Below are 20897 nucleotides of genomic sequence, written 5' to 3'. Positions count from 1 at the left end.
TCCGCCAGGTTCAAAATGAAATCGTATATTAATGAGATGGAAATGCGTTTTTCTCTTGTAAGATGGCATTATGAGCAATTTTCATTTTAGCAAGTACATATCGTAAACGATCTTCAGCGTTTTCATCTTTATGTTGCTGTAATTCCGCCAAATTCTCTACCGCACTCGCTAAATTTTCAATCACTCCTCGCAGTTCAGGATGATGATTAAAAAAAGATTCTTGCACTAACACTTTCCTTACTTCACTCGCTAAATCAACAATTCTGTTCAACTGTTCTTTTCCTTCCATTTTCATCCCTCCTGAATATCTTATGTATTAAATATTCTATAGACAAAGAAAAAAGCCCTTTAAATGAAAAGGACTTTTACATTTTTATATTTCCAGTCAATAACATATAAAGAGATGTAACAGCTGCTACAACAATTGCCCACATTACATATCTCTCTATACGAGTAAAACAACGATTTCCTTTTTCTTTTCTTGCGTACACATAAACAATGATCCCAATTCCGTATACGATTGAAACGAGCAATAAATTCTTCAAACCAGCTGCATAAATAAGCCATACAGAGTAAAGTGAAGCAATTAAAGCTAGCGAACCATTTTTCACTTTTGCATCTTTTAGTTCATTTGTAATCACTAATTTGAATTGGAATAACGCTGATAATAAATATGGTACTAAAATTGATGTTGACGCTATGAAATACATAATTTGATATGTTGACTCTGAAAACAGAACGATTATAAATATAACTTGGGCAACGCCATTTGAGATCCATAATGCCATATGCGGCGTTTGTTTTTTATTTGTTTTCGTAAAGACTTTCGGAAACACACCATCTTTTCCTGCTACATGGGAAATTTCAGAAACAAGTAAAAACCAACCTATTAATGTACCTACAAGTGAAGCAACTAACCCGATGTTAATCGCTACTGCGCCCCATGTCCCAACAACATGTTCTAATACATGTCCCATTGACGGCGTTTCTAAAACAGAAAGCTCTCCTCTTGTCATCGCTCCCATTGACAAGACAGAAATTAAAATATAAATAGACATTACTAAAATAAGTCCTAATACTGTCGCTTTACCGACGTCTCGACTATTTTTCGCTCTTCCAGATAATACTACCGCTCCTTCAACCCCGATGAAAACCCAAAGAGTTACAAGCATTGTATTCTTCACTTGACCAAGTATAGAGGAAACTGAAATAGTTCCTTCTCCCCAAAAATCATGTGTAAATGTATCCCAGCGAAACGCTGTTACCATTACAACAATAAATAATACGATTGGAACCAATTTCCCTATTGTTGCAATCACATTCATAATAGATGCTTCACGAATGCCAAATAAAATTAGAAAATGAAGTGTCCATAATAAAAGTGATGCTCCTACGATAGACGCAACACTATTTCCACCTTTAAAAATGGGGAAGAAATAACCTAATGTACTAAACAGTAACATGATTGTTGCAACGTTTCCTAAAATTCCTGCTAACCAGTATCCCCAAGCGCTATTAAATCCGATATATTCACCGAAACCAGCACGTGCATAACTATAAATTCCGCCCTCAAGCTCTGGTTTTTTTCTTGCTAACGTTTGATATACGAGTGCGAGTGGAATCATTCCCATCGCTGTAATACACCAGCCAATTATGATAGAGCCACTATTTGCTCCTACTGCTAAATCATGCGGTAAACTAAAAACACCGCCACCAACCATTGTTCCGACTACTAATGCAATTAATGGAAAAAACCCTAACTTCTTTTCTATTTGTACCACCCCATCTGTCATTCTAGGTGTTATGTTCGTTCAACTATTAAAGTCACCTTTTTCTCTAATAGACGTTTCTCTTATATTTTTTCAGGAAAACATTACTTATTCTAAAAGAAAATGAAGAAAAATGGAATACTTTTTTGAAAAAATGTATAAGTATGCACAAAAAAAACCGTTCATTTTATAATGAACGGTCATTTCATACATATAAATTTGTATATTTCTTGTAAAATTAACGAAGTAAATTCTCTTTTTGTAAAAATCGTTTTGCTACTTCTTCACTACTTTTACCATTCACATTTACTTCATAATTCATTTTTCGCATTTCTTCATCTGTAATCTTCCCAGATAATTTATTTAATACTTTTTCAAGTTCAGGATATTTCTGTAACGTCTCTTTTCTTAATAACGGTGCACCTTGGTATGGTGGGAATAATCCTTTGTCATCTTTTAGCACTTTAAGTCCGTATTGCTCAAGTTCACTATCAGTTGAATATGCATCAATTACGTTAACATCCCCAGATTGAATTGCACTATAACGTAATTTCGGTTCCATCGTTTTCACATTTGAAAATTTATAGTTATATATTTTTTGCATTCCTTTATAACCGTCTTCACGATCAGCAAATTCTAATGTGAACCCTACTTTCGCATCCTGTGCAATTTTTCCTAAATCAGAAATTGTATTTATATTATTTTGATCTGCTATTTTTTTCGGCATAGCTAGTGCATATGTATTGTTATACTCCATTGGTTTCAACATAACCATACTATATTTCTTTTCCATTCCAACGCGAGCCTGCTCATATACTTCATCCCGATTTGTACTTTTTGGCTCTTCTTTCACGAATGTAGATAAAGCTGTTCCCGAAAACTCAGGGTATATATCTACTTCCCCTGATTTCAATGCTTCGAATACAAATGCTGTTTTTCCAAGACCTGGTTTTAATTGTACATGTAAATCGGTATCTTGTTCAATAAGCTGCTTATACATTTGAATTAAAATTTCAGGTTCTGATCCAAGTTTGCCCGCAATAACAATATCTTTCTTTTCTGTATTCCAAAGAAATGGAGAAGCAACCATTATACAAACAATACAAATCGTCAATATAACACGCTTAAACGAACGTTTTGGACTCTCAAGTACCCGAAGTACTATATCAAAGAATAAAGCAAGTAACGCGGCTGGTACGGCCCCTAGAATGATAAGCGCATGATCATTCCGATCGATACCAAGCAATATGAGTTTACCGAGCCCTCCAGCACCTATAAGAGCTGCTAATGTAGCCGTTCCAACAATTAATACCATTGCCGTACGAATACCGGCCATAATAATTGGTAACGCAAGAGGAAGCTCTACCTTCCACAGTCTTCTCCAGCTATTCATCCCCATAGCTTTCGCTGCTTCGATTAAAGATTCATCTAACTCCCGTATTCCTGTATATGTATTGCGTAAAATAGGTAATAGTGCATACACAACTAATGCAATAACGGCCGGGATTTTTCCGATTCCCACTAACGGAATTAATAATCCGAGTAATGCAAGTGATGGCACCGTCTGCATTACTGCAGAAGTTCCTATTATAAATTCAGCCATTCGCTCTTTTCTCGTTAATAAAATGCCAAGCGGTACCGCAATAATTACTGCAAAAAATAATGAAATAAGCGATATTTGTAAATGCTCACTTAATGCAGTTAGTAATTCTATTTTTCGTTCTTGGAACGTCTGTATAAAATCAGTCACTGTTTAGCCTCTTTCCTTCATTTGTTCAACAATATAATTGACAATATGACGACTTGTTAAAGCTCCAACATATCGACCATTTTCTTCAACTGGAACGACTTCATCAGCTCGCAGGCGAACTAATGCTTCTTGTAAAGAAGAATGTAATGATAGTGCCTCCCCTTCTATCCGCATACTTTCATCAAGTGGCAATACATCTTCAATACTTTTCCCCTCATACCAAGGTCTTCCACGATTTCCAATGAATTCTTCTACAAATTCATTTTTCGGGTTATGTATAATTCCTTCTGGCGTATCTAATTGAACAACTTTTCCTTCTTTCATAACACAAATGCGATCTCCAAGTGATAATGCTTCTTGCATATCATGTGTTACGAATACAATTGTTTTTTGAATCTTCTTTTGCAATTGTACGATATCCTTCTGAAGTTGCTCTCTACTTAACGGATCTAGCGCACTAAATGGTTCATCCATAAGAACAATTTTCGGGTTTGCGGCTAATGCCCGCACGACACCTACACGTTGTTTTTGTCCTCCTGACAATTCATCAGGCATACGATCGCGATATACGTCTGGATCTAGCCCGACCATCTGTAGCAATTCATCGACACGGGCTTTTGTTTTTTCTTTGCTCCACTTTCTCATTTCAGGAACAACTGCAATATTTTCTGCAATTGTCATATGCGGGAACAAAGCGATTTGCTGCAACACGTATCCTATATCCCAGCGTAATTCATTAATATTATATTGTTGAATATCTTTTCCATCGATTAAAATTGAGCCTTCTGTCGTTTCAATTAAACGATTAATCATCTTCATTGTCGTTGTTTTCCCGCAACCACTCGGACCAATAAGGACAAAAAATTCTCCTTTTTTAATTTCTAAATGCAATGAATCCACTGCTTTTGTGCCATCTTCATATGATTTTGACACTTGATTAAACTGAATCACAAATACAACTCCTTTATCGTTGTTTCCTTTATTTTGATGGAATATGGAATTCATTTCAAATGATACGCATTATTCTACAAAAAAAGAGCTCACATTTGAGCCCTAACGGTCGAACAATATTGTTTTCATTATTGCTGCATATTCACGCACATACATTTTTCTCTTAGAACGTATTGGTGTTTCAGCAGCTAATGCCTCCATCTTCATTCCTAAACGTTTTGCAATTATTTTCGTTCGATATAAATGATACGTATTGCTTACAACTACCGCATGTTTCACATCATATAAATCTATACTAAACTTTACATTCTCATACGTATTTGTAGATTGATCTTCTATTAAAATACGACTCTCATCTATACCATGTACCATTAAATAGTTCCTCATACTATGAGCTTCCGGTATATCTTCATCTTCTCCTTGACCACCTGAAACAATTACTTTCACTTCAGGATGAGAATATAAATATTCCAACGCTACATCTAACCGATTTTGAAGAGATAAAGATGGTTTATCTCCAAATAACTTTGCACCTAATATAAGAACGTATGGAGAGTGATGACTCAACTTTTCACGAGCAGCTTTCTTCATTCGAAACGTCATATAAAGGATGTATAGTGGAGGTAATAATACGATTATAAGTAAGATCCATTTGTTCATAAATAAGTTTACACTTCCTTTCTTTTTATTATATAAAAAAAGAAAGGAAGGCAGAAGTGTTTTTTAAACAATCGATTTATTAGAAATACTCGCTTCGAATTTACGTTTTGAGATTACATAGTTTATAGCAATTGCTAACGAAAGGATTAATATGAAACTTAGTAAATAAAACTGTACTATGACACCTACTTTAGAAACACCAACTGTAAACAACATTAACAATACAATTCGTATTCCTGTACCAATTAATCGGAATAGGCTGTCTACACGTCCCATTACTTCATTTGGAATTTCCTCCATCATCAATACATTTCTCGCCACTCTTGTCCCCGCATTTCCAATCGCATGAAAAATCGCTAGTCCATATAAAAATAATACGGATGGTTCGATAATCATTACGGTAATTGAAATTACATAAATGCACATCGTCATAACGATTGAAACTTCTGTTTTGACATATTTCATTATGAGTGGAATACAGATTCCTGCAACAACAGCTCCAACACCGTACATCATTCCCTCTATCGCGTATACAGAGGCATTAGCTTTAAGTATATCCGAAATATAAACTGGTATTAAATAATTTGCCATCATGACACCTATAAACGGCATATAAGTAGCAAGTAAGAACCAAAAGAGCTTAGGACGGTTTTTCATAAAGTGAATTCCTTCGAACAATTGCTTCTTAAATGTTATTTTCTTTTTAATCTCTTTTTTCTTGACATACGGTATACATAAAAATAGTAAAAATGCTCCTGCAAAAGTTAACATATCTACTAACAATATCCACTTCAAAGACACAACTTCAATTAGGAAGCTCGCGGCTGCTCCTGAAATAACTTGTGTTAACTGTCCCTGTATTTCCATCGTTCCACTTAAACTTTTATAATGTTCTGCTTGAAAAATTTCTTGGTTGAACGCAAAAATTGTAGGATAAAATAATAGATAGTAAAAAGAGCCTGCTATATAAATAAGAATATAATGAATAGAATGATAGGATTGCCCAGCAAATCCCCATATAACCATTATTCCGATTACGGCTATCCCAATACCTTCATTGCATAATAATAAAGATTTTCTTGAAAAACGATCAATACTTTGCCCGATAAACGGAGTTAACAAAAACATAATCAGTGTTGAGATGATGGAAACATAACCAAACGTTGTCTCTCCTCCACTCTCTTTAATTAACAACCATGGAATCGTTATCATTACAATACCAGAACCAATAGCTGATAGACTATTGGCCCCTAGAATGAAATACAAGCGTGAATCTTTATAAAGAGATGACATATCACTCAACCCCTAGTTGCTTTTTCACCTCTTTATATACGCTCATATATGCTTTCAATTCTTTAACTACATCATGAATTAATGGTTTTGCATCTTCCCCAAGTTCACCATCTTGCACATGTAATCCATCAAGAACAACTTGTTTTGGAATTGCATTTGCATAAACACCTCTAGCGACCGTTCGCATGCTGTTTAATGCATTTATTCCACCTTTACCGCCACCAGCAACCGCTAACAACGCAACTGGTTTATGAATAAATTCATTACTACTTAAGTAATCTAAAGAGTTTTTCAGCGCACCGCTCATCGCATTATGATATTCTGGTGTACATAATACAACCCCATCCGCAGCTTTCACTAACGTTTTTAATTTTTTCACTGCCTCTAAATCACGTTGTGACTCTTCTCCATTGTATAAAGGTAACTCCTCAATTGCTAAATCATATAATTCCCCTTCAAATTGATCCGCAATATATTTTGCCACCACGCGAGTCCTACCAAATTTTCTTGGTGTACCGTTAATAACAACTAGTTTCATGATTATTTCTCCCCTTTGTTTTCAATTTCTACTTATATATTATCAGAAATTTCTACACAAAACACAATATAAAGAGTTAACTTGTTTCATAAAATAGTATGATAAACAAAAAAGAACTCATACTTTCGTATGAGTTTCGTACAATTACTTTGTTTCATCTCTCATGCTCAATGTACCTAAACTTTCATTTGCTTTAAAATGGTTATATGCTTTTTCCGCTAATCTTTTCCGTTCTTCTGGTAATTCTATATATTTCATTACGTTTTCAATTATTTTTTCATACGGAGTAAATACAATACCTGGCCAATCTATTTCGTCCTCCGGGTTGCTATTTTCCGAAATAATAAATTTCTTATTTGCCACTGCATAAGAAACTCGAGGAGTTTCAAGAATACCAGATAAGTAAAAGTGGATATTTAATATAATTTTAGACCTAGCAATTAACTCATTTCTAACAATTCCCCATGCATTATTTTTAAAAACAATATTTAAATTCGGGGCAACGACTTTTAATTGATCCAATATAGCTTGCCGTCTTGGGTTAAGAGCACCTATAAACAGTATATCAATGTCTTCAATTAATTCTTCATCAAATGCATCTTTTTTTATTTCTAAAGTTGGTGCATAGTTCATGCCTACATGTTTTATTTCTTTTCCTACTCCTCTTTGTTTTAACCATTCTATATTTTGTTTACTATATTCCCAAATTTCCTTATCTTTTAATAACATTAAATAGAGAGGATGCGCATAAGGGCTTCCTTCATATAGCTGTTCTAAATTATAAATAATTGCATTTTTCGGAAGGAGATGTGGGCTATGTGCATATGTATGCGCTCCAAAAACAATTGTATTCCCCACATTTTCGAGTATTGTTTCTGATATGATTGCTGTATTTCCCTCTTGCTCCAATCGCCATTTCAAAGCTCGCGCAACATCTATAAAACTACCATACGTCTTTGGACATATAAACAAACAATAATCATATTCTTTATTCAAATAAGCTTCCATTAGCCTTAAATTATTCTTATATAAATCTACATCCGGATATTTCAGTAAAAGATCCTTTGCATGTTTTTTTGCTACTTTATATAGTCCAGCATAATAAGCAGCAATGCACCTTCTTAATTCAATTCTTTGCTGATGTTCATCTGATACGTCCATGTTTAACAGAAGATTTGCGATACAATACGCTTTTAAATGATCACGATCATAATAATAATCTAGTAGTGGCAACAATTCTTCATACGTATTTCCATGCACAGATTCTCCTAGTTCTAGCGCCCATCGTATTAATTCCATTATTACTCCACTACTCCTTTAACCGAAATTGTATTTAATAAAATTTCGCATTACTTTCTACCATATTTGCTATATGCAACGGTAACTCATCTTTTTTCGATTCCAAAAATTTTTGTGACACTGCACCTAAATGCTTTTTATGTGGTATATAAAAAGCATTTATAGAAATTTCATAGTCAAATAAGTAATCATACACATGATAATCTACAAATAGAAGATCATTTTTCGGAAAAGGAATTTCCTTCCCTTGCAGAGCATACATCAAAGCAATATTATTTTGAGATTTTAATCGATACATTCTTGCAAGTTGATATAATGGCTCAGCCCTAGTTGGTCTATATTCCCACGCTTTTTGAAAATAAAGAACAGCTAATGCTGTATATTGCTCTTCTTGTTTCTTAGCATTTTCTTTTTCATCCACTTCTGTTACTTCAAGTTGTTTATTTGCTGAACGAGTTGCTAATTGTTCATAACAAAATCCTATTCGCAATAACGAATAAAATACCTCTTCAACCCATCCCCCTGCTTCCACTCGTTTTTTATACCATTTAATCGAATCTTCAAATTGACTTAAATGAAAATACGTTTGGGCTAAATAAAATAAATATCTTATATGCAAATCTGGCGTAGTTTCTGGATCACTCAGCCCTTGTAACAACAGCCTCTCATCTCTTTCAAATTTATCCGCTTTACTCCCACCATCACCAGGGTCATTAACGACAAGCGTCTCCAGTCTAGCTACTCTCGTATTGTAATCCTCTCCAACTTTGGAACGATCTATATCCCAATACTCATGAGTAACACCGACTGATTTCCATGGTAAAGACGCTTTTAAAAGCCGTGTAAGCCAATACTTAATATGAATATCATATTGTAATGTAAGATAGTGGTCTTCCGTTAAGCTCGTTTTATCGAAATTCGGATCAACCTCTAAAATCATATCCGCATCTAATATTAATAAATAATCTGCTTCTGGGTATGTTTTTTGCGCTAACGATACAGCTAAGCTTCTGTTATAACCAAAGTTTTTAAACGGCTCATGATGAACCGTCCCAGGTATCTCATTTTCCTTACACCAATTTTCAATAATTTCAGGCGTATGATCAGTTGATCCAGTATCACAAATAGAAACAAAATCTACAATTGATTTCGTAGCATTTAAACATCTTTCCATAATTCTAGACTCGTTTTTAACAATCATACAAAGACATAACTTTTTTTCTTCCCCTACATTCTTCACTTGCTCATTTCCCATTTAACCACCTCATATTTTTTAACACGCTCTCTCCATATGTAACATCATTTCTTAGCTACACTGATGACATAATCATTCTTTTACTATTTATGAAAACTTCATTTTATTTATTCTTATTTTTATGTTGGGACATATTTCATGCAGCGCTTTATACTTAATACAACCAATACAAAAAACATAATGCGGGAATCCGTATATTTCAAAGTCTAAGAGGAGGTTATATTTTGTTGGATTACATTTGGCTAGATGACAAATCACCAATTTTAGCACAACTACCAAGCACCTTTAAATCTGCAGCTATATTGCTACACCCTTTTGTCCAAATGCCTTTAGGATGGGAAAAGTCTATGAGAAAAAAACCATATGAGCACATCTATCCTAGCGCTGAAGAAATCATTCATAATGGGAAATCCGTTTCTTGGAAGGAAATAATGCCTTATAGTGGATTACATTCATACGCAGAATTAGCAATGGCCATGTTGACTTCCATTGGTGCTTTTACAGAAGAATATAAAAGAGAGGATTTAGCTGAAAAGCTACATTCAAACTTAAAAGAAGATCTTTATTATCCAACAGAAGATTATACGTCTATATTTTTATTACATAAATTACTTAAACTCCTCGGTTCTAAAGGTGCAAAAAATTTATATTTCTCTGAACCAATTCTTGATACAAGCGGATTATTAGAGATAAATAATACTACTCCATTAGATATTTGGGACATTAGCAATAATGAGTTAATTATTACTAGCGAAGACAATGAGTATGCGTTTATGAGTATATTCGATTCCTTTACAACCTTATTATTAGCTAAAGAAGAAAATATAGAATATATTGTTCAATCAATGAACGTTGAAGCTGTCATTTATGACAAAAAAACGATGATTGATTGGTATTTTTAAATTAGTAATTTCTTAAACTATAAAAAAGAAACTTGCGCTTATGCACAAGTTTCTTTTCAAAAATCATCCTCTATTTTTTCACAACTTCATGCCCACCGAACTGATTACGAAGGGCTGAAACTACTTTTCCATGGAATGTATCATCTTCCTGAGAACGGTAACGCATAAATTATGACATTGCGATTACTGGTGCTGCAGCTTGCAGTTCAAGTGCAGTTTCAACAGTCCATTTTCCTTCTCCTGAAGAGTTCATTTCACCTTTAATACCATCAAGTTTAGGATCTTCTGCAAATGCTTTTTCAGTTAAGCCCATTAACCAACCACAGGTAACTGATCCATTCGGTAAAGTTACATAATATCCGTTTCGAAACAAACTCTTTTTCTAGTTTTTGAGTAACTTGTTCTTTCGCTTAATAGGTATGTGGTTTGTTGTACAAACTCAATATTTTTAGTAAGATTTCGTAAGGTGTTAGGGGACAAAAAGTTTTAAATTTCGTGAGCAAATTGTAGTAATAGATTAGATCAAAAATTGTATTGCTGGTTGATAGTTATGTCATATGCTAATCACACAGCTATCAACCCTCCCAATGATAAAAGTCAATACTGAATTTGCAATCATCTATAGATCAATCATTTCTACAAGCAACGCTCTGACCGAATAAATAATTAATCCCTCTTCTTCAGATATCTGTTAACTTCTATAATTTCTTCTTTTCTTCCATAGCGTTTTATTAATTAATTTGTTTTTATATAAATAGATAGTAACTACTCCCCCTCCCGTTCTTCTCTATATTTTGATCATACACATTGAAAATCTCTTTTTTCTTACTCCTTCCTTACAAATTCCTTACGTTCAAAACTACTTCTATATTTCGGTGGTTTTTGTTTTAAGAAAATTTAGTTCTATTAACTTTGTAACATTGGAATAACAGCAAATGCCAATCAATTGAAGTAAAGTAAATGCTTCAAAAATAGAAAAAATAGGAATTCCTCTTGATAGACATAGAAATCCGGTCCTCAATATAGAAATTTCCTTATGTAAAAATATAGCGTATTATAATTATAAAACTTAATCAATTTCTTATTTTTCAGAAAAATATAAAAATATACCAGAATTTATTGTATAATGTTGTAAAAAGATGTCGGAGGGATTTAATGTTACATAAAATATCTCAATTCACAATTAAGCTTTCATCAATTCTTTTATCACTCTTATTATTATTAAATTTACCTTATTTATTTATCACTCAAAATGGATTTACCTTTCAACCAATTCTTTTTTTTAATCAGATTGTTACTATGTTAAAAGATGTTTTCTCCCCTGAATCATTAGTAGTGATAGGATCAGATCCAAAATTTGGTGGTTTCAAAAAAATACCCTTATTCCCAACTGTTTTAGAACCTTACCTATATTCATTTACTGTATTATTTTTAGCCTTTTTACTTGCGCTCTTTCTATCATCCAGCATGGCATTTTTTTATTTTTTAGCAAAAGATTATATAAAAAAATGGATAAACCGAATTGTGTTCATATTAGAAGCTGTCCCTGATATGATGATGATGATTTGTTTGCAAATATTTTTCATATGGGTACTTAGGAAATTCGGGGAAGCTCCTTTCACCATTATTTCTTTTAATGAAAATCGAGCTTATTTACTCCCAATTGTATCTTTAGCAGTCTTACCTACATTACAAATGTTTCGGATGATGGTGTTATACATAAAAGAAGAACATGGAAAAGATTATGTAGAGGTTGCCTATGGAAAAGGCCTTTCATCAAGTTATATACTATGCATTCATTTATTCAAAAATATATCTATCCACTTCTTCCACCATTTAAAAACGATTTTTGTTTTCTTACTTTCTAATTTATTCATTTTAGAATTTGTTTTTAATATGGAAGGCATTATTCAATTCTTATTTAATAAGGCGTTTATTTCACCTCCAGCTGCATTTATCATACTGGTTATGATTATTTTACCGTTTTATACTATTTTTCAAATAACCTCATTCATGATGAATAGATGGCAAAAGCACTTGAAAGGAGTAGCATTATGAAATCTATTTGGAAATCAAAACGCTTTTTAATCGGCTTTACCTATTTATTTATACTTATTTCAGCTAGTTTTATTTATAGTTGGTTCTTTAAAGATAACATCCCAAAACCTCCTCAGTTACTTTACAATGACAATAACGAATTACTTGGAAAGGCTCCCTTTCCGCCGTCGTTAATTCCGCCTTTTGGATCTGATCGTTTTGGAGAGTCTGTTTTCTTTCAAATTATAGAAGGAGCAAAATTTACTATTCTATTAGCCGTGGCAATTAGCTTCTTTCGAATTTTATGCGGAACATGTATAGGAATCCTCTTAAGTTTATATGCTCCAAAACTCAAGAGATTTTTCCAGGCATGCTCAGAAGTTTTTTATTATATTCCAACTCTATTTATCGCATTCATACTCATCACACCCGTTAATATTGTAATCACATCAAATGCTGATGGGTTAAATCCAAATATTTCATTTACGTTTTATCAAGTACTCGTACTTATTTTCGTCGCTCTGCCTACACTTTCTTTATATATATCCTCAGAGGTTGATGAATTTATGAAACGAGATTACATTTTAAGTTCACAATTATTGGGTGCTAGCCGTTTTCATATTATGAAAAAACACTTACGAGTCTTATTACTTGACCGCTTATTTGTATTATTTATGGAACATATCGTCCAAACACTCATACTCGTTATCCATTTAGCGTTGCTTAACATTGTAATTGGCGGGATTCAAATGCGTGAACTCTATGACGGAGTACTCAAACCTGTTTCTCTATCTAATGATTGGGCAGGTCTTATTGGCTTAAATCGTAATGAAATGAATCTTTCATGGTGGATTATTTTTTATACTCTCGCTTCTTTCTTTATTACGATTCTATTTATTAAGCTTATGACAATCGGGATTCAAGATGCACTGAAAGCAAGAGATTCGCAAACTGTAGCAATTCAAACCGTTCCTGATCATAAAAAATTTGTTAAAGGTAAAGATTCTTTTTCTTTTGCAAATAAAGTGAACCTTTAATCCTGTCTCATTAATCAAGTATGGATTGGCATTGATATTAGTAGAATATAAAAAAGATGATCCCTATTGCATACAGGGATCATCTTTTTATGCAGTCTAACTTTTTTACATGTACTTTGTTAAACTCATATTTTTTATATTTAATGTGAATTATTTGCAATCACAATTATACTGTTTAAAATCGATTACCATACGTCCTTGAATTCTACCTTGTTCCATTTCTTCGAATACATTTTGTACTTTATCTAGAGAACAAGTTTGAACAACAGGCACTACTTTTCCTTCTGCACCGAACATAAATGCCTCTTCTAGATCCTTACGAGTACCGACTAGAGAGCCAACCACTTCAATTCCATCTAATACAAGTCGCGGAATGTTTAAATCCATCGTTTCTACTGGTAAACCTACTGCAACGACTTTACCACAAGCACGTACTGCATCAACTGCAGAGTTGAATGCTACTTTTGAAACAGCTGTTACTACAGCAGCATAAGCACCACCAAACTCATCTTGAACAATCTTATCAGCAGGACCTTGAGAAATTGGATTGATTGTCATATCAGCTCCAACCTCTTTTGCTAAGGCTAATTTATCGTCATTAATATCTACTGCAATTACCTTTGCACCAAATACGTTTTTAGCATATTGAATAGCTAGGTTACCTAATCCACCACAACCATAGATGACGATAGGTTGGCCAGGTTTAATATTGGATACTTTTATAGCTTTATATGTAGTTACCCCCGCACATGTGATTGATGATGCTTGAGCTGGATCTAATCCTTCTGGTACTTTCACCGCATAATCAGCTGTCACAATACATTGTTCAGCCATACCACCATCTACTGAATAACCAGCATTCTTAACTTCACGGCAAAATGTTTCCCTACCTGTTACGCAATATTCACAACGTCCACAAGATTGGAACATCCATGCAATACTTACACGGTCCCCCACCTTTAGTGAAGTAACATCATCAGCGATTTTCGTCACAATACCTATACCCTCATGACCAAGAATACGGCCATCTGTATTTCCAAAATCATGATTTGCAACGTGTAAATCAGTATGACAAACTCCACAATACTCTACATCTACTAGCGCTTCACCTGAGTGTAACGGACGTAATTCTTTTTCAATAATTTCAATGTTTGCTTTACTATTTTTATTAACTACTACTGCTTTCATATGTGATCTCCCCTTTAGTGTTTTAGAATTTTTCATGAGTTCATCTCACAACTTCTGTCTTCACTAGTTTGGCTAATCATTGTGCCAAGTTTAAGTGTTCAATCATCATTACATGTTCATCATAACATGACACTTCAAAAACAAATTGTGAAATTATGAACAATGTTTGAATTGTTGTATAAATCGTTTTATATTTTTTTAATGAGAGTCATCACTGGCTATAAGTAAGTCACATATTTCTACAAGAAAATAAATAAACAAACTATTCACTAATAAAAAAGGGGCTGTCTCATAAGTCTCTTTCGAAGTAAGATCACATGAAATTGAAAAGGCAGAAACGTTATAAAATCAACATTTCTGCCTTTCACTTTTTATTCGATTTTGGCTAAAAAGCACCTTTATTAGACTTAACTATAACATTTTAATTGCTCTTATGTATTCTGTCATACTATACGAAACATTTATTCATACTTATTATTATTTTCCCCATGTTTCACTGCATACAATGCAGCTTGCGTACGATCATCTACTTCTAATTTAGCTAAAATATTTGAAACATGTGTTTTTACAGTTTGTTCTGTAATATGAAGCACTGCTGCAATTTCTTTATTACTTCGCCCTTTCGCAATTTCACGAAGTACTTCTTGTTCTCTTTTCGTTAACATAGAAAAAGGGTTTTCTTTTTCTTTCTTGACTACTGATCGTCCTAATAGTGCTGGTGTTACTTTCGGATGAAAATTCGTATTTCCTTCATGTACTGCAATAATAGAAGCTACAAGTTGCTCAGGTTGTACTTCTTTTAATTGATAACCATCTGCTCCGGCTTCAAGTGCTGGTAAAACATAATCTTGCTCTGAAAAACTGCTTAATATTAGTATCTTTATTGTTTCATCATATTGTTTTATCTGTTTTGTTGCTTCAATACCATCCATCTTCGGCATTGATAGATCCATTAATACTACATCTGGCCTTTTTGTTTGGACGAATGTTAACGCATCTTCTCCATTTTCTGCTTCCCCAACAATTTCAAATTCTTCTCTCGTTTTCAAAAAGAATACAAGTCCTCTTCGAACGATATGATGATCCTCAACTAGTAGTAATTTAATTTTCAACCTTCTTCTCCCCTTCAAACTGGCAATTGAATTTCAATTTTCGTACCCTTTTTCAGCTCCGTTTTTATTTGAAATGATCCCCTCATTAACTGAATACGTTCCTTCATACTTTTTAAACCGAGTGCTGACTCTCTTACTTGCTCTTGTATAAATCCTATTCCGTTATCCTCTATGTAAAAATACAACTGGTTATCTTCTATTTTTAAAAGAACATGTACCTTTTCACATGAAGCATATTTTTTACAATTATGTATCGCTTCTTGACTAATACGCCATAAAACCTCTTCTATTTCATCACCAATTGAAACCATTCCATCAATTCGAACTTCCACGTGAATTCCTAACAACTTTCCGTAATTTTTAATTGCTTCAGCTAACCCTTTCTCTAATCCTTCCGGTCTTAATTGCCAAATCAAGAGTGTCATCTCTTGTAATGCTTCCTGTGATAATTCTCCAATATAGCTCAACATCTCTTGCAAGTCTCTATCTTGCGTCATATTTAGAGTACCTTTTGCGGTTAACATGATAGAAAATAACAATTGTTTTACTGAATCATGTAAATCACGTGCAAGTCGATTTCGTTCTGCTACAACTACATATTTACGTTCTTTCTCTACTAACTGAATACGTTGTATAGTTGTTCCTATTTGAAATGCAATTGATTCTAATAATGCTAATTCTTCCTCTGAAAAATTTGTTTTTTGAGGCGAGGCCACATTTAATAGACCAAACTTCTCTGATCCAGACCTAAGGGGAATTGTCGCATGGTGCGTAACATTTTCGGTATCTCCCCAATTACATTCAATCGCATCCTCTATTCGCTTACATTCAATAATATTAGTCGCTTTTTCCAACCTGCCATTCACAAAACGCTCTACACACCAGCAATCTCCTTCACACATCGGCTTCTTCTCTTGCCACGTAAGAGCTGGCGGTAAGTTTTCATCCACAAGCATACGGTGCTTTCCACTTTCATCAATAAAAAAGATCCAGCCTGTTTGCAAATTCATAACTTGTAACAATGTATGTAACACTTTTTCCAACATGTCTTGTAAGTCTGTTGCTTCATTTAATAATTCAGCAATTGCTTTTAATGCCTCTAAACGATGCATCTCTTTTTCTTCAAAGTTCATTTTCATCACCATCTATCATTATAACATTAAGAAATTTCTAAATTCTACAAATTAAAAAGAACTGAATTTCTTCAGCTCTTTTTTATATCAATCATTTTATTATTATTTTTCTATCCAATGCTGAAAGCAGCATTTCCGTTACCAAACTATTCTACTTTAGCTGTCCGATAAATATTGTCCACCTTGGCTATGCTGTAAACTTTCAGTAGTAACAACCATATTTGCTGCTGGCATTTGCACTTGATTCTTATGGAACATAGACATTAATTCAAATCTTACTTGTCTAGAAGTTTCAAAATAATCTTCCGGTTTTATTAAACCTGTAATACAAAATTCATATCCAACGTATTTCAGATTCGGATTTAAATCTGTAACACCTACATATTTAAAAGGTTCAACAGCTTCATCCTCTACTTTATAAAGACTTGGAGTCAACTTTTCATTACAATTCACACAAACTTCCTCTAACAATTCCTTAACTCTTGTCGGATCTTCCTGATAACTTACCGTAATTCGTTCAATTACACGCATCCAACCTTTATTAAAATTTTGTATCGTTCTAATCTCTCCGTGTGGTATGGTAAGGAGTTTTCCTGACCATTCACGAATTTGCATAAAACGAATACTAATTTCCTCAATCGTTCCTGAGTTTGTTCCGTTAAAAGTAACAAAATCGCCAACACGAAACTCTTTGTCCGCTAATCTCGCAAAGCCTAATATAACATCTTTCAGCATCTGTTGTGCAGCAAAACCGATAACAACCCCCGCTATCCCTGCACCTGCAATGATACTTTTTATATCTACAAATTGGCTAATTAAATATATGATTAGACTAATGATAATGATATATCTAAAAATAGATCGAATCACACTTTGAATCGTTTGCTCTACCTCTTCATCAAAAAAGCTTGATTTCCTAAAAAACCAATCAATAATGCGGTTTATGACAAATGAAATAATGATTAGAACGAAAGCAAATAGTAAAAATCTTAAAAGTAAAAACTCTCTTACATAATTAAAAAATTCTTCAGTATACGTTAATAAACTCATCTAACCACTTCCTTACTAATTAAAAAATTCATAATCGTCTCAGTTTATTCTAGGAAAATCTATTATCTTCTCTAAAACGTCGCTACCCTTACTATGTATTTTGACTTTATTACTAATTCACTTTAAACAGTATGTCTAGATGTTCTTTTCCTTTCCCTTTAAATATACCCTTTTTAATAACCTAAGGGGAGCTAATCGTGAAATTTTTTAAACGTTAAAACTTTATTCTACTCATTACGATTTCAACTAATTTATTCATTAACTAGATAAAAAAAGAGCTGAATTTATCAGCTCTTTTATTCGATATTAATTGTTGTTTTACTGTTTTTTTCTTCTTTCAATTTTGGCAATTCAATTGTCAGTACGCCATCTTTATAATTTGCTTTAACATTTTCTTCCTCAACTCGTTGAAAATTAAAGCGTCGAGTTACAGAACCTATAGAACGTTCTTTACGAATATATATGCCATTCTCATTTTTTTCTTCTACTTCATTATGATTAGTTGCTTGAATCGTTAATACATCTTGTTCAAATTCAACTTGAATGTTTTCTTTTTGAAAACCCGGTAAATCTGCTTTTACTGTATATTTATCAGACTGTTCATGAACATCTACTTTAAAAGTATCCATGTTCATCGGTTTAAAGAAAGCATCTGTCATCCCTTCTAATAAAGAAGGCCCAAAATCAAAAATACCATTTTGACGTTTTGTTATCTCTGGAAATAAATTACGCATATTTTTTCCTCCTTATTATTTATGAATGAAAGATTATCTCTTTCTGCCTTTATTATAACACTTGGTCAAAAAAGGTCAAAGATTTTATTTGACCTTTTTTGATGTATATTTTACCAAATAAAACAAATAAGTTATATGACTTCTCTCCCTCTTATAAAGAGGAAAATATTCACATAACAACGAATAGTATATTTGCTCTTATTTTTTCTTACGGAGGTTACATACAATGGGGTATATTGAAGAACTTAGAAAATTTGTCGGATCAAGACCACTCAATCTAGCAGGAGTTGCTGTAGCTGTTTTCAATGAACAAGGACAAATATTACTTCAACAAAGGTGAAATGGTATTTGGGGTGTTCCTGGTGGATTCGTTGAACTTGGTGAATCAACAGAAGAAGCTGGGAGACGAGAAGTGCTCGAAGAAACAGGGATTGAAATAGGAAGCTTACAGTTAATAAGCGTATTTTCTGGAAAAGAATTTTTTGTAAAATTACCAAACGGGGATGAGTTTTATCCTATAACAATCGCATATCTTTGCAAAGACATTAAAGGCGGCTTGCTAAAAGCTGATGGGATCGAATCATTAAGTGTACAATTTTTTGGTTTTGATAAGCTACCAGAGAATATTAGCCCATTTATAAAAAAGTTAATTGAGCAAAACCTCGTCTCAATTTAAACGCAAAAAGAGACCTTTTTTAAAGGCCTCTTTTTTTCACTTCACTTCTGCGTTTAAGCAAGATTTAAAATGTCCAAGTGCAAATTCATGCCCTTGCGCATTAAAAGATGCAACCGCCTTTTCATAAACTACAATTTTAAACCCTTTATTATAAGCATCTACTGCTGTATGAAGAACACAAATATCAGTGCAAACACCTACAAGATGAACTTCTTCTATTCCTCTTTCTCGTAACTTCATCTCTAGGTCTGTTCCTGCAAATGCACTATATCGTGTTTTATCCATATAATATACATTCTCTGCATTTTTATATGTTTCATACACATCTTGTAATTCACCAAATAAATCCCTTCCATTTGTACCGGCTATGTTATGAGGCGGGAATAACTTTGATTCTGGATGATATACATCGTTTTCTTCATGTTTATCGATTGCAAAGACTACGTAATCTCCATTTTCAATATATTGCTTCGTTAAATGGACAATTTCCTTCTCAATTTCTTGTCCTGGTTTTCCGCATGTTAAAGCACCTTTCTCAGCTACAAAATCATATGTATAATCAATATTTATAAGAGCTCGTTTCATTACTATCTCTCCTTCTCCTGTTTCACAGTAAACAATAGAAAATTTGTTATTACGACATCGTATGTACTATTCGACATTTCAAATGAAATACCTACATTTTTCTTCTGAAACTTACCTTATTCCGAGTTTATCATATAATAGCTAAACAATGGTAAAACAAATAGACCCTATCGATAAGTCATAAATTTGATAATGGAACTTAACTTGCATCATAAACCAAATTACTGACATCATCATATTAATCAAGAAGATACAAATACACCAGTTCACCTCTTCAACCGCTTTTTCTGTCATAGTAGTAACAAGTGGTCTCTTCCTAATTTAATCATATTAGAAAACGAAACAAGTGATTCACTATTACAACCTCTAGTATAAACAAAAAAGTACACTACTTTTTGAGTAATGTACTTTTTATTCTTCTTATGACGCTGGTTTTGTTTCGAATGTTGCTTGATTAAAACTAATAACCTTTCCTTTCGGATCATTGTTTTCATACTGAACTGCCGTAATTGTATGACTACCTGTTTCAAGCGTCTTTTCTTTTAATTGTACTGTTGTCTGTGTTGTACTAGTTACTTGATATTTATCTGCAAACACTCGATCTACAAATACGAATGTTTCTTTATCATTTTGAAAATTAGAGAGCTCTAATTCAACGTGTTGAATTAAAGTATCCTTTTTAATGAATACAGCTGGTATATTACCATTCTCAGAAGTACCGTCTGGTGTAATAACTTTTACTTTTCCTTCTCCAATTGGCATTACGCCTTCCGGAAATACAACTATATTCTCATTACTTGCGTTTACGACTTGTTCTTCAGGCTTTGATTGTGTACCCTCTTTTTCCTTTGGAGCACCGCAACCAACTAATAACAATACAGACAATCCAGTGATTATGAATTTTTTCAAAATTCATCCCCCCTGTCAT

The 20897-nt window shown here is 33.3% G+C and carries 18 protein-coding genes and 3 pseudogenes; 4 read left to right on the top strand and 17 right to left on the bottom strand.

Translation table 11 applies throughout. From position 1 onward, the window contains the following. Positions 1-28 precede the first annotated feature (28 nt). The 9 genes from ACTFSI_RS15565 to ACTFSI_RS15525 form a co-directional block, all read right to left on the bottom strand. Entirely contained in the window at positions 29-289 is a 261-nt protein-coding gene (locus ACTFSI_RS15565) for a hypothetical protein (RefSeq protein WP_000398576.1), read from the bottom strand. Between the two features lie 76 nt (positions 290-365). Continuing rightward, on the bottom strand, positions 366-1793 hold the full coding sequence (gene arcD / locus ACTFSI_RS15560) for an arginine-ornithine antiporter (protein ID WP_000129464.1): 1428 nt from the start codon (positions 1791-1793) through the stop codon (positions 366-368). Between the two features lie 214 nt (positions 1794-2007). Further along, on the bottom strand, positions 2008-3519 hold the full coding sequence (locus ACTFSI_RS15555) for an ABC transporter permease/substrate-binding protein (protein WP_440045468.1): 1512 nt from the start codon (positions 3517-3519) through the stop codon (positions 2008-2010). 3 nt (positions 3520-3522) lie between these two features. After that, on the bottom strand, positions 3523-4470 hold the full coding sequence (locus ACTFSI_RS15550) for an ABC transporter ATP-binding protein (protein WP_138322064.1): 948 nt from the start codon (positions 4468-4470) through the stop codon (positions 3523-3525). Between the two features lie 102 nt (positions 4471-4572). Continuing rightward, positions 4573-5130: a YdcF family protein gene (locus tag ACTFSI_RS15545; RefSeq protein WP_044790689.1), complete on the bottom strand. Its 558-nt coding sequence runs from the start codon at positions 5128-5130 to the stop codon at positions 4573-4575. A 63-nt stretch (positions 5131-5193) separates the two neighbouring features. Continuing rightward, on the bottom strand, positions 5194-6423 hold the full coding sequence (locus ACTFSI_RS15540) for an MFS transporter (protein WP_044790690.1): 1230 nt from the start codon (positions 6421-6423) through the stop codon (positions 5194-5196). 1 nt (position 6424) lies between these two features. After that, complete coding sequence (locus ACTFSI_RS15535; protein ID WP_000780354.1) at positions 6425-6961, bottom strand: NADPH-dependent FMN reductase; 537 nt, start codon at positions 6959-6961, stop codon at positions 6425-6427. Between the two features lie 144 nt (positions 6962-7105). After that, positions 7106-8260 (bottom strand): DNA-binding protein, encoded by a 1155-nt coding sequence (locus ACTFSI_RS15530; protein ID WP_070805930.1) that lies wholly within the window; start codon positions 8258-8260, stop codon positions 7106-7108. A gap of 34 nt (positions 8261-8294) precedes the next feature. After that, a complete protein-coding gene (locus tag ACTFSI_RS15525; RefSeq protein ID WP_000526212.1) occupies positions 8295-9515 on the bottom strand; it encodes a tetratricopeptide repeat-containing glycosyltransferase in 1221 nt (406 codons plus the stop codon). A gap of 138 nt (positions 9516-9653) precedes the next feature. On the opposite strand from ACTFSI_RS15525, the pseudogene ACTFSI_RS15520 reads away from it, so the two are divergent. Then, positions 9654-10417, top strand: a pseudogene (locus ACTFSI_RS15520) (DUF2711 family protein). Positions 10418-10487: 70 nt separating this feature from the next. Here ACTFSI_RS15520 and ACTFSI_RS15515 read toward each other — a convergent pair. Continuing rightward, positions 10488-10757 (bottom strand): annotated as a pseudogene (locus ACTFSI_RS15515) (6-phosphogluconate dehydrogenase); the annotation flags it as partial. Between the two features lie 815 nt (positions 10758-11572). Here ACTFSI_RS15515 and ACTFSI_RS15510 point away from each other — a divergent pair. Continuing rightward, positions 11573-12475 carry an ABC transporter permease subunit gene (locus ACTFSI_RS15510; RefSeq protein WP_138322067.1) on the top strand — a complete coding sequence of 301 codons (903 nt, stop codon included), beginning with the start codon at positions 11573-11575 and terminating at the stop codon, positions 12473-12475. Beyond that, positions 12472-13491, top strand: coding sequence for an ABC transporter permease (locus tag ACTFSI_RS15505; protein WP_000836560.1), 1020 nt, complete (start codon positions 12472-12474; stop codon positions 13489-13491). The genes ACTFSI_RS15510 and ACTFSI_RS15505 overlap by 4 nt, the downstream gene beginning before the upstream one ends. Positions 13492-13641: 150 nt before the next feature. On the opposite strand, the gene adhP is transcribed toward ACTFSI_RS15505, so the two are convergent. From adhP to ACTFSI_RS15480, 5 genes are all read right to left on the bottom strand, one after another. After that, positions 13642-14679 carry an alcohol dehydrogenase AdhP gene (gene adhP, locus ACTFSI_RS15500; RefSeq protein WP_138322068.1) on the bottom strand — a complete coding sequence of 346 codons (1038 nt, stop codon included), beginning with the start codon at positions 14677-14679 and terminating at the stop codon, positions 13642-13644. A 461-nt stretch (positions 14680-15140) separates the two neighbouring features. Continuing rightward, positions 15141-15791, bottom strand: coding sequence for a response regulator (locus tag ACTFSI_RS15495; RefSeq protein ID WP_101167090.1), 651 nt, complete (start codon positions 15789-15791; stop codon positions 15141-15143). Positions 15792-15805: 14 nt separating this feature from the next. Continuing rightward, positions 15806-16903: a sensor histidine kinase gene (locus ACTFSI_RS15490; protein WP_440045502.1), complete on the bottom strand. Its 1098-nt coding sequence runs from the start codon at positions 16901-16903 to the stop codon at positions 15806-15808. A 177-nt stretch (positions 16904-17080) separates the two neighbouring features. After that, positions 17081-17974, bottom strand: a complete 894-nt coding sequence (locus ACTFSI_RS15485; RefSeq protein WP_000055420.1) for a mechanosensitive ion channel family protein — start codon at positions 17972-17974, stop codon at positions 17081-17083. A gap of 296 nt (positions 17975-18270) precedes the next feature. Beyond that, entirely contained in the window at positions 18271-18708 is a 438-nt protein-coding gene (locus tag ACTFSI_RS15480; RefSeq protein ID WP_001245061.1) for an Hsp20/alpha crystallin family protein, read from the bottom strand. A 226-nt stretch (positions 18709-18934) separates the two neighbouring features. Here ACTFSI_RS15480 and ACTFSI_RS15475 point away from each other — a divergent pair. Next, positions 18935-19384 (top strand): annotated as a pseudogene (locus ACTFSI_RS15475) (NUDIX hydrolase). A 36-nt stretch (positions 19385-19420) separates the two neighbouring features. Here ACTFSI_RS15475 and ACTFSI_RS15470 read toward each other — a convergent pair. Then, positions 19421-19969 carry a cysteine hydrolase family protein gene (locus tag ACTFSI_RS15470; protein ID WP_044790700.1) on the bottom strand — a complete coding sequence of 183 codons (549 nt, stop codon included), beginning with the start codon at positions 19967-19969 and terminating at the stop codon, positions 19421-19423. 420 nt (positions 19970-20389) lie between these two features. Then, positions 20390-20878 (bottom strand): hypothetical protein, encoded by a 489-nt coding sequence (locus tag ACTFSI_RS15465; protein ID WP_000713490.1) that lies wholly within the window; start codon positions 20876-20878, stop codon positions 20390-20392. Positions 20879-20897: the final 19 nt, after the last annotated feature.

This window comes from Bacillus cereus group sp. MYBK101-2, assembly GCF_051918845.1.
Lineage (GTDB): Bacteria > Bacillota > Bacilli > Bacillales > Bacillaceae_G > Bacillus_A > Bacillus_A paranthracis.
Note: the sequence above shows the minus strand (reverse complement) of the source record. Positions and strands in the feature narration are given on the sequence as shown.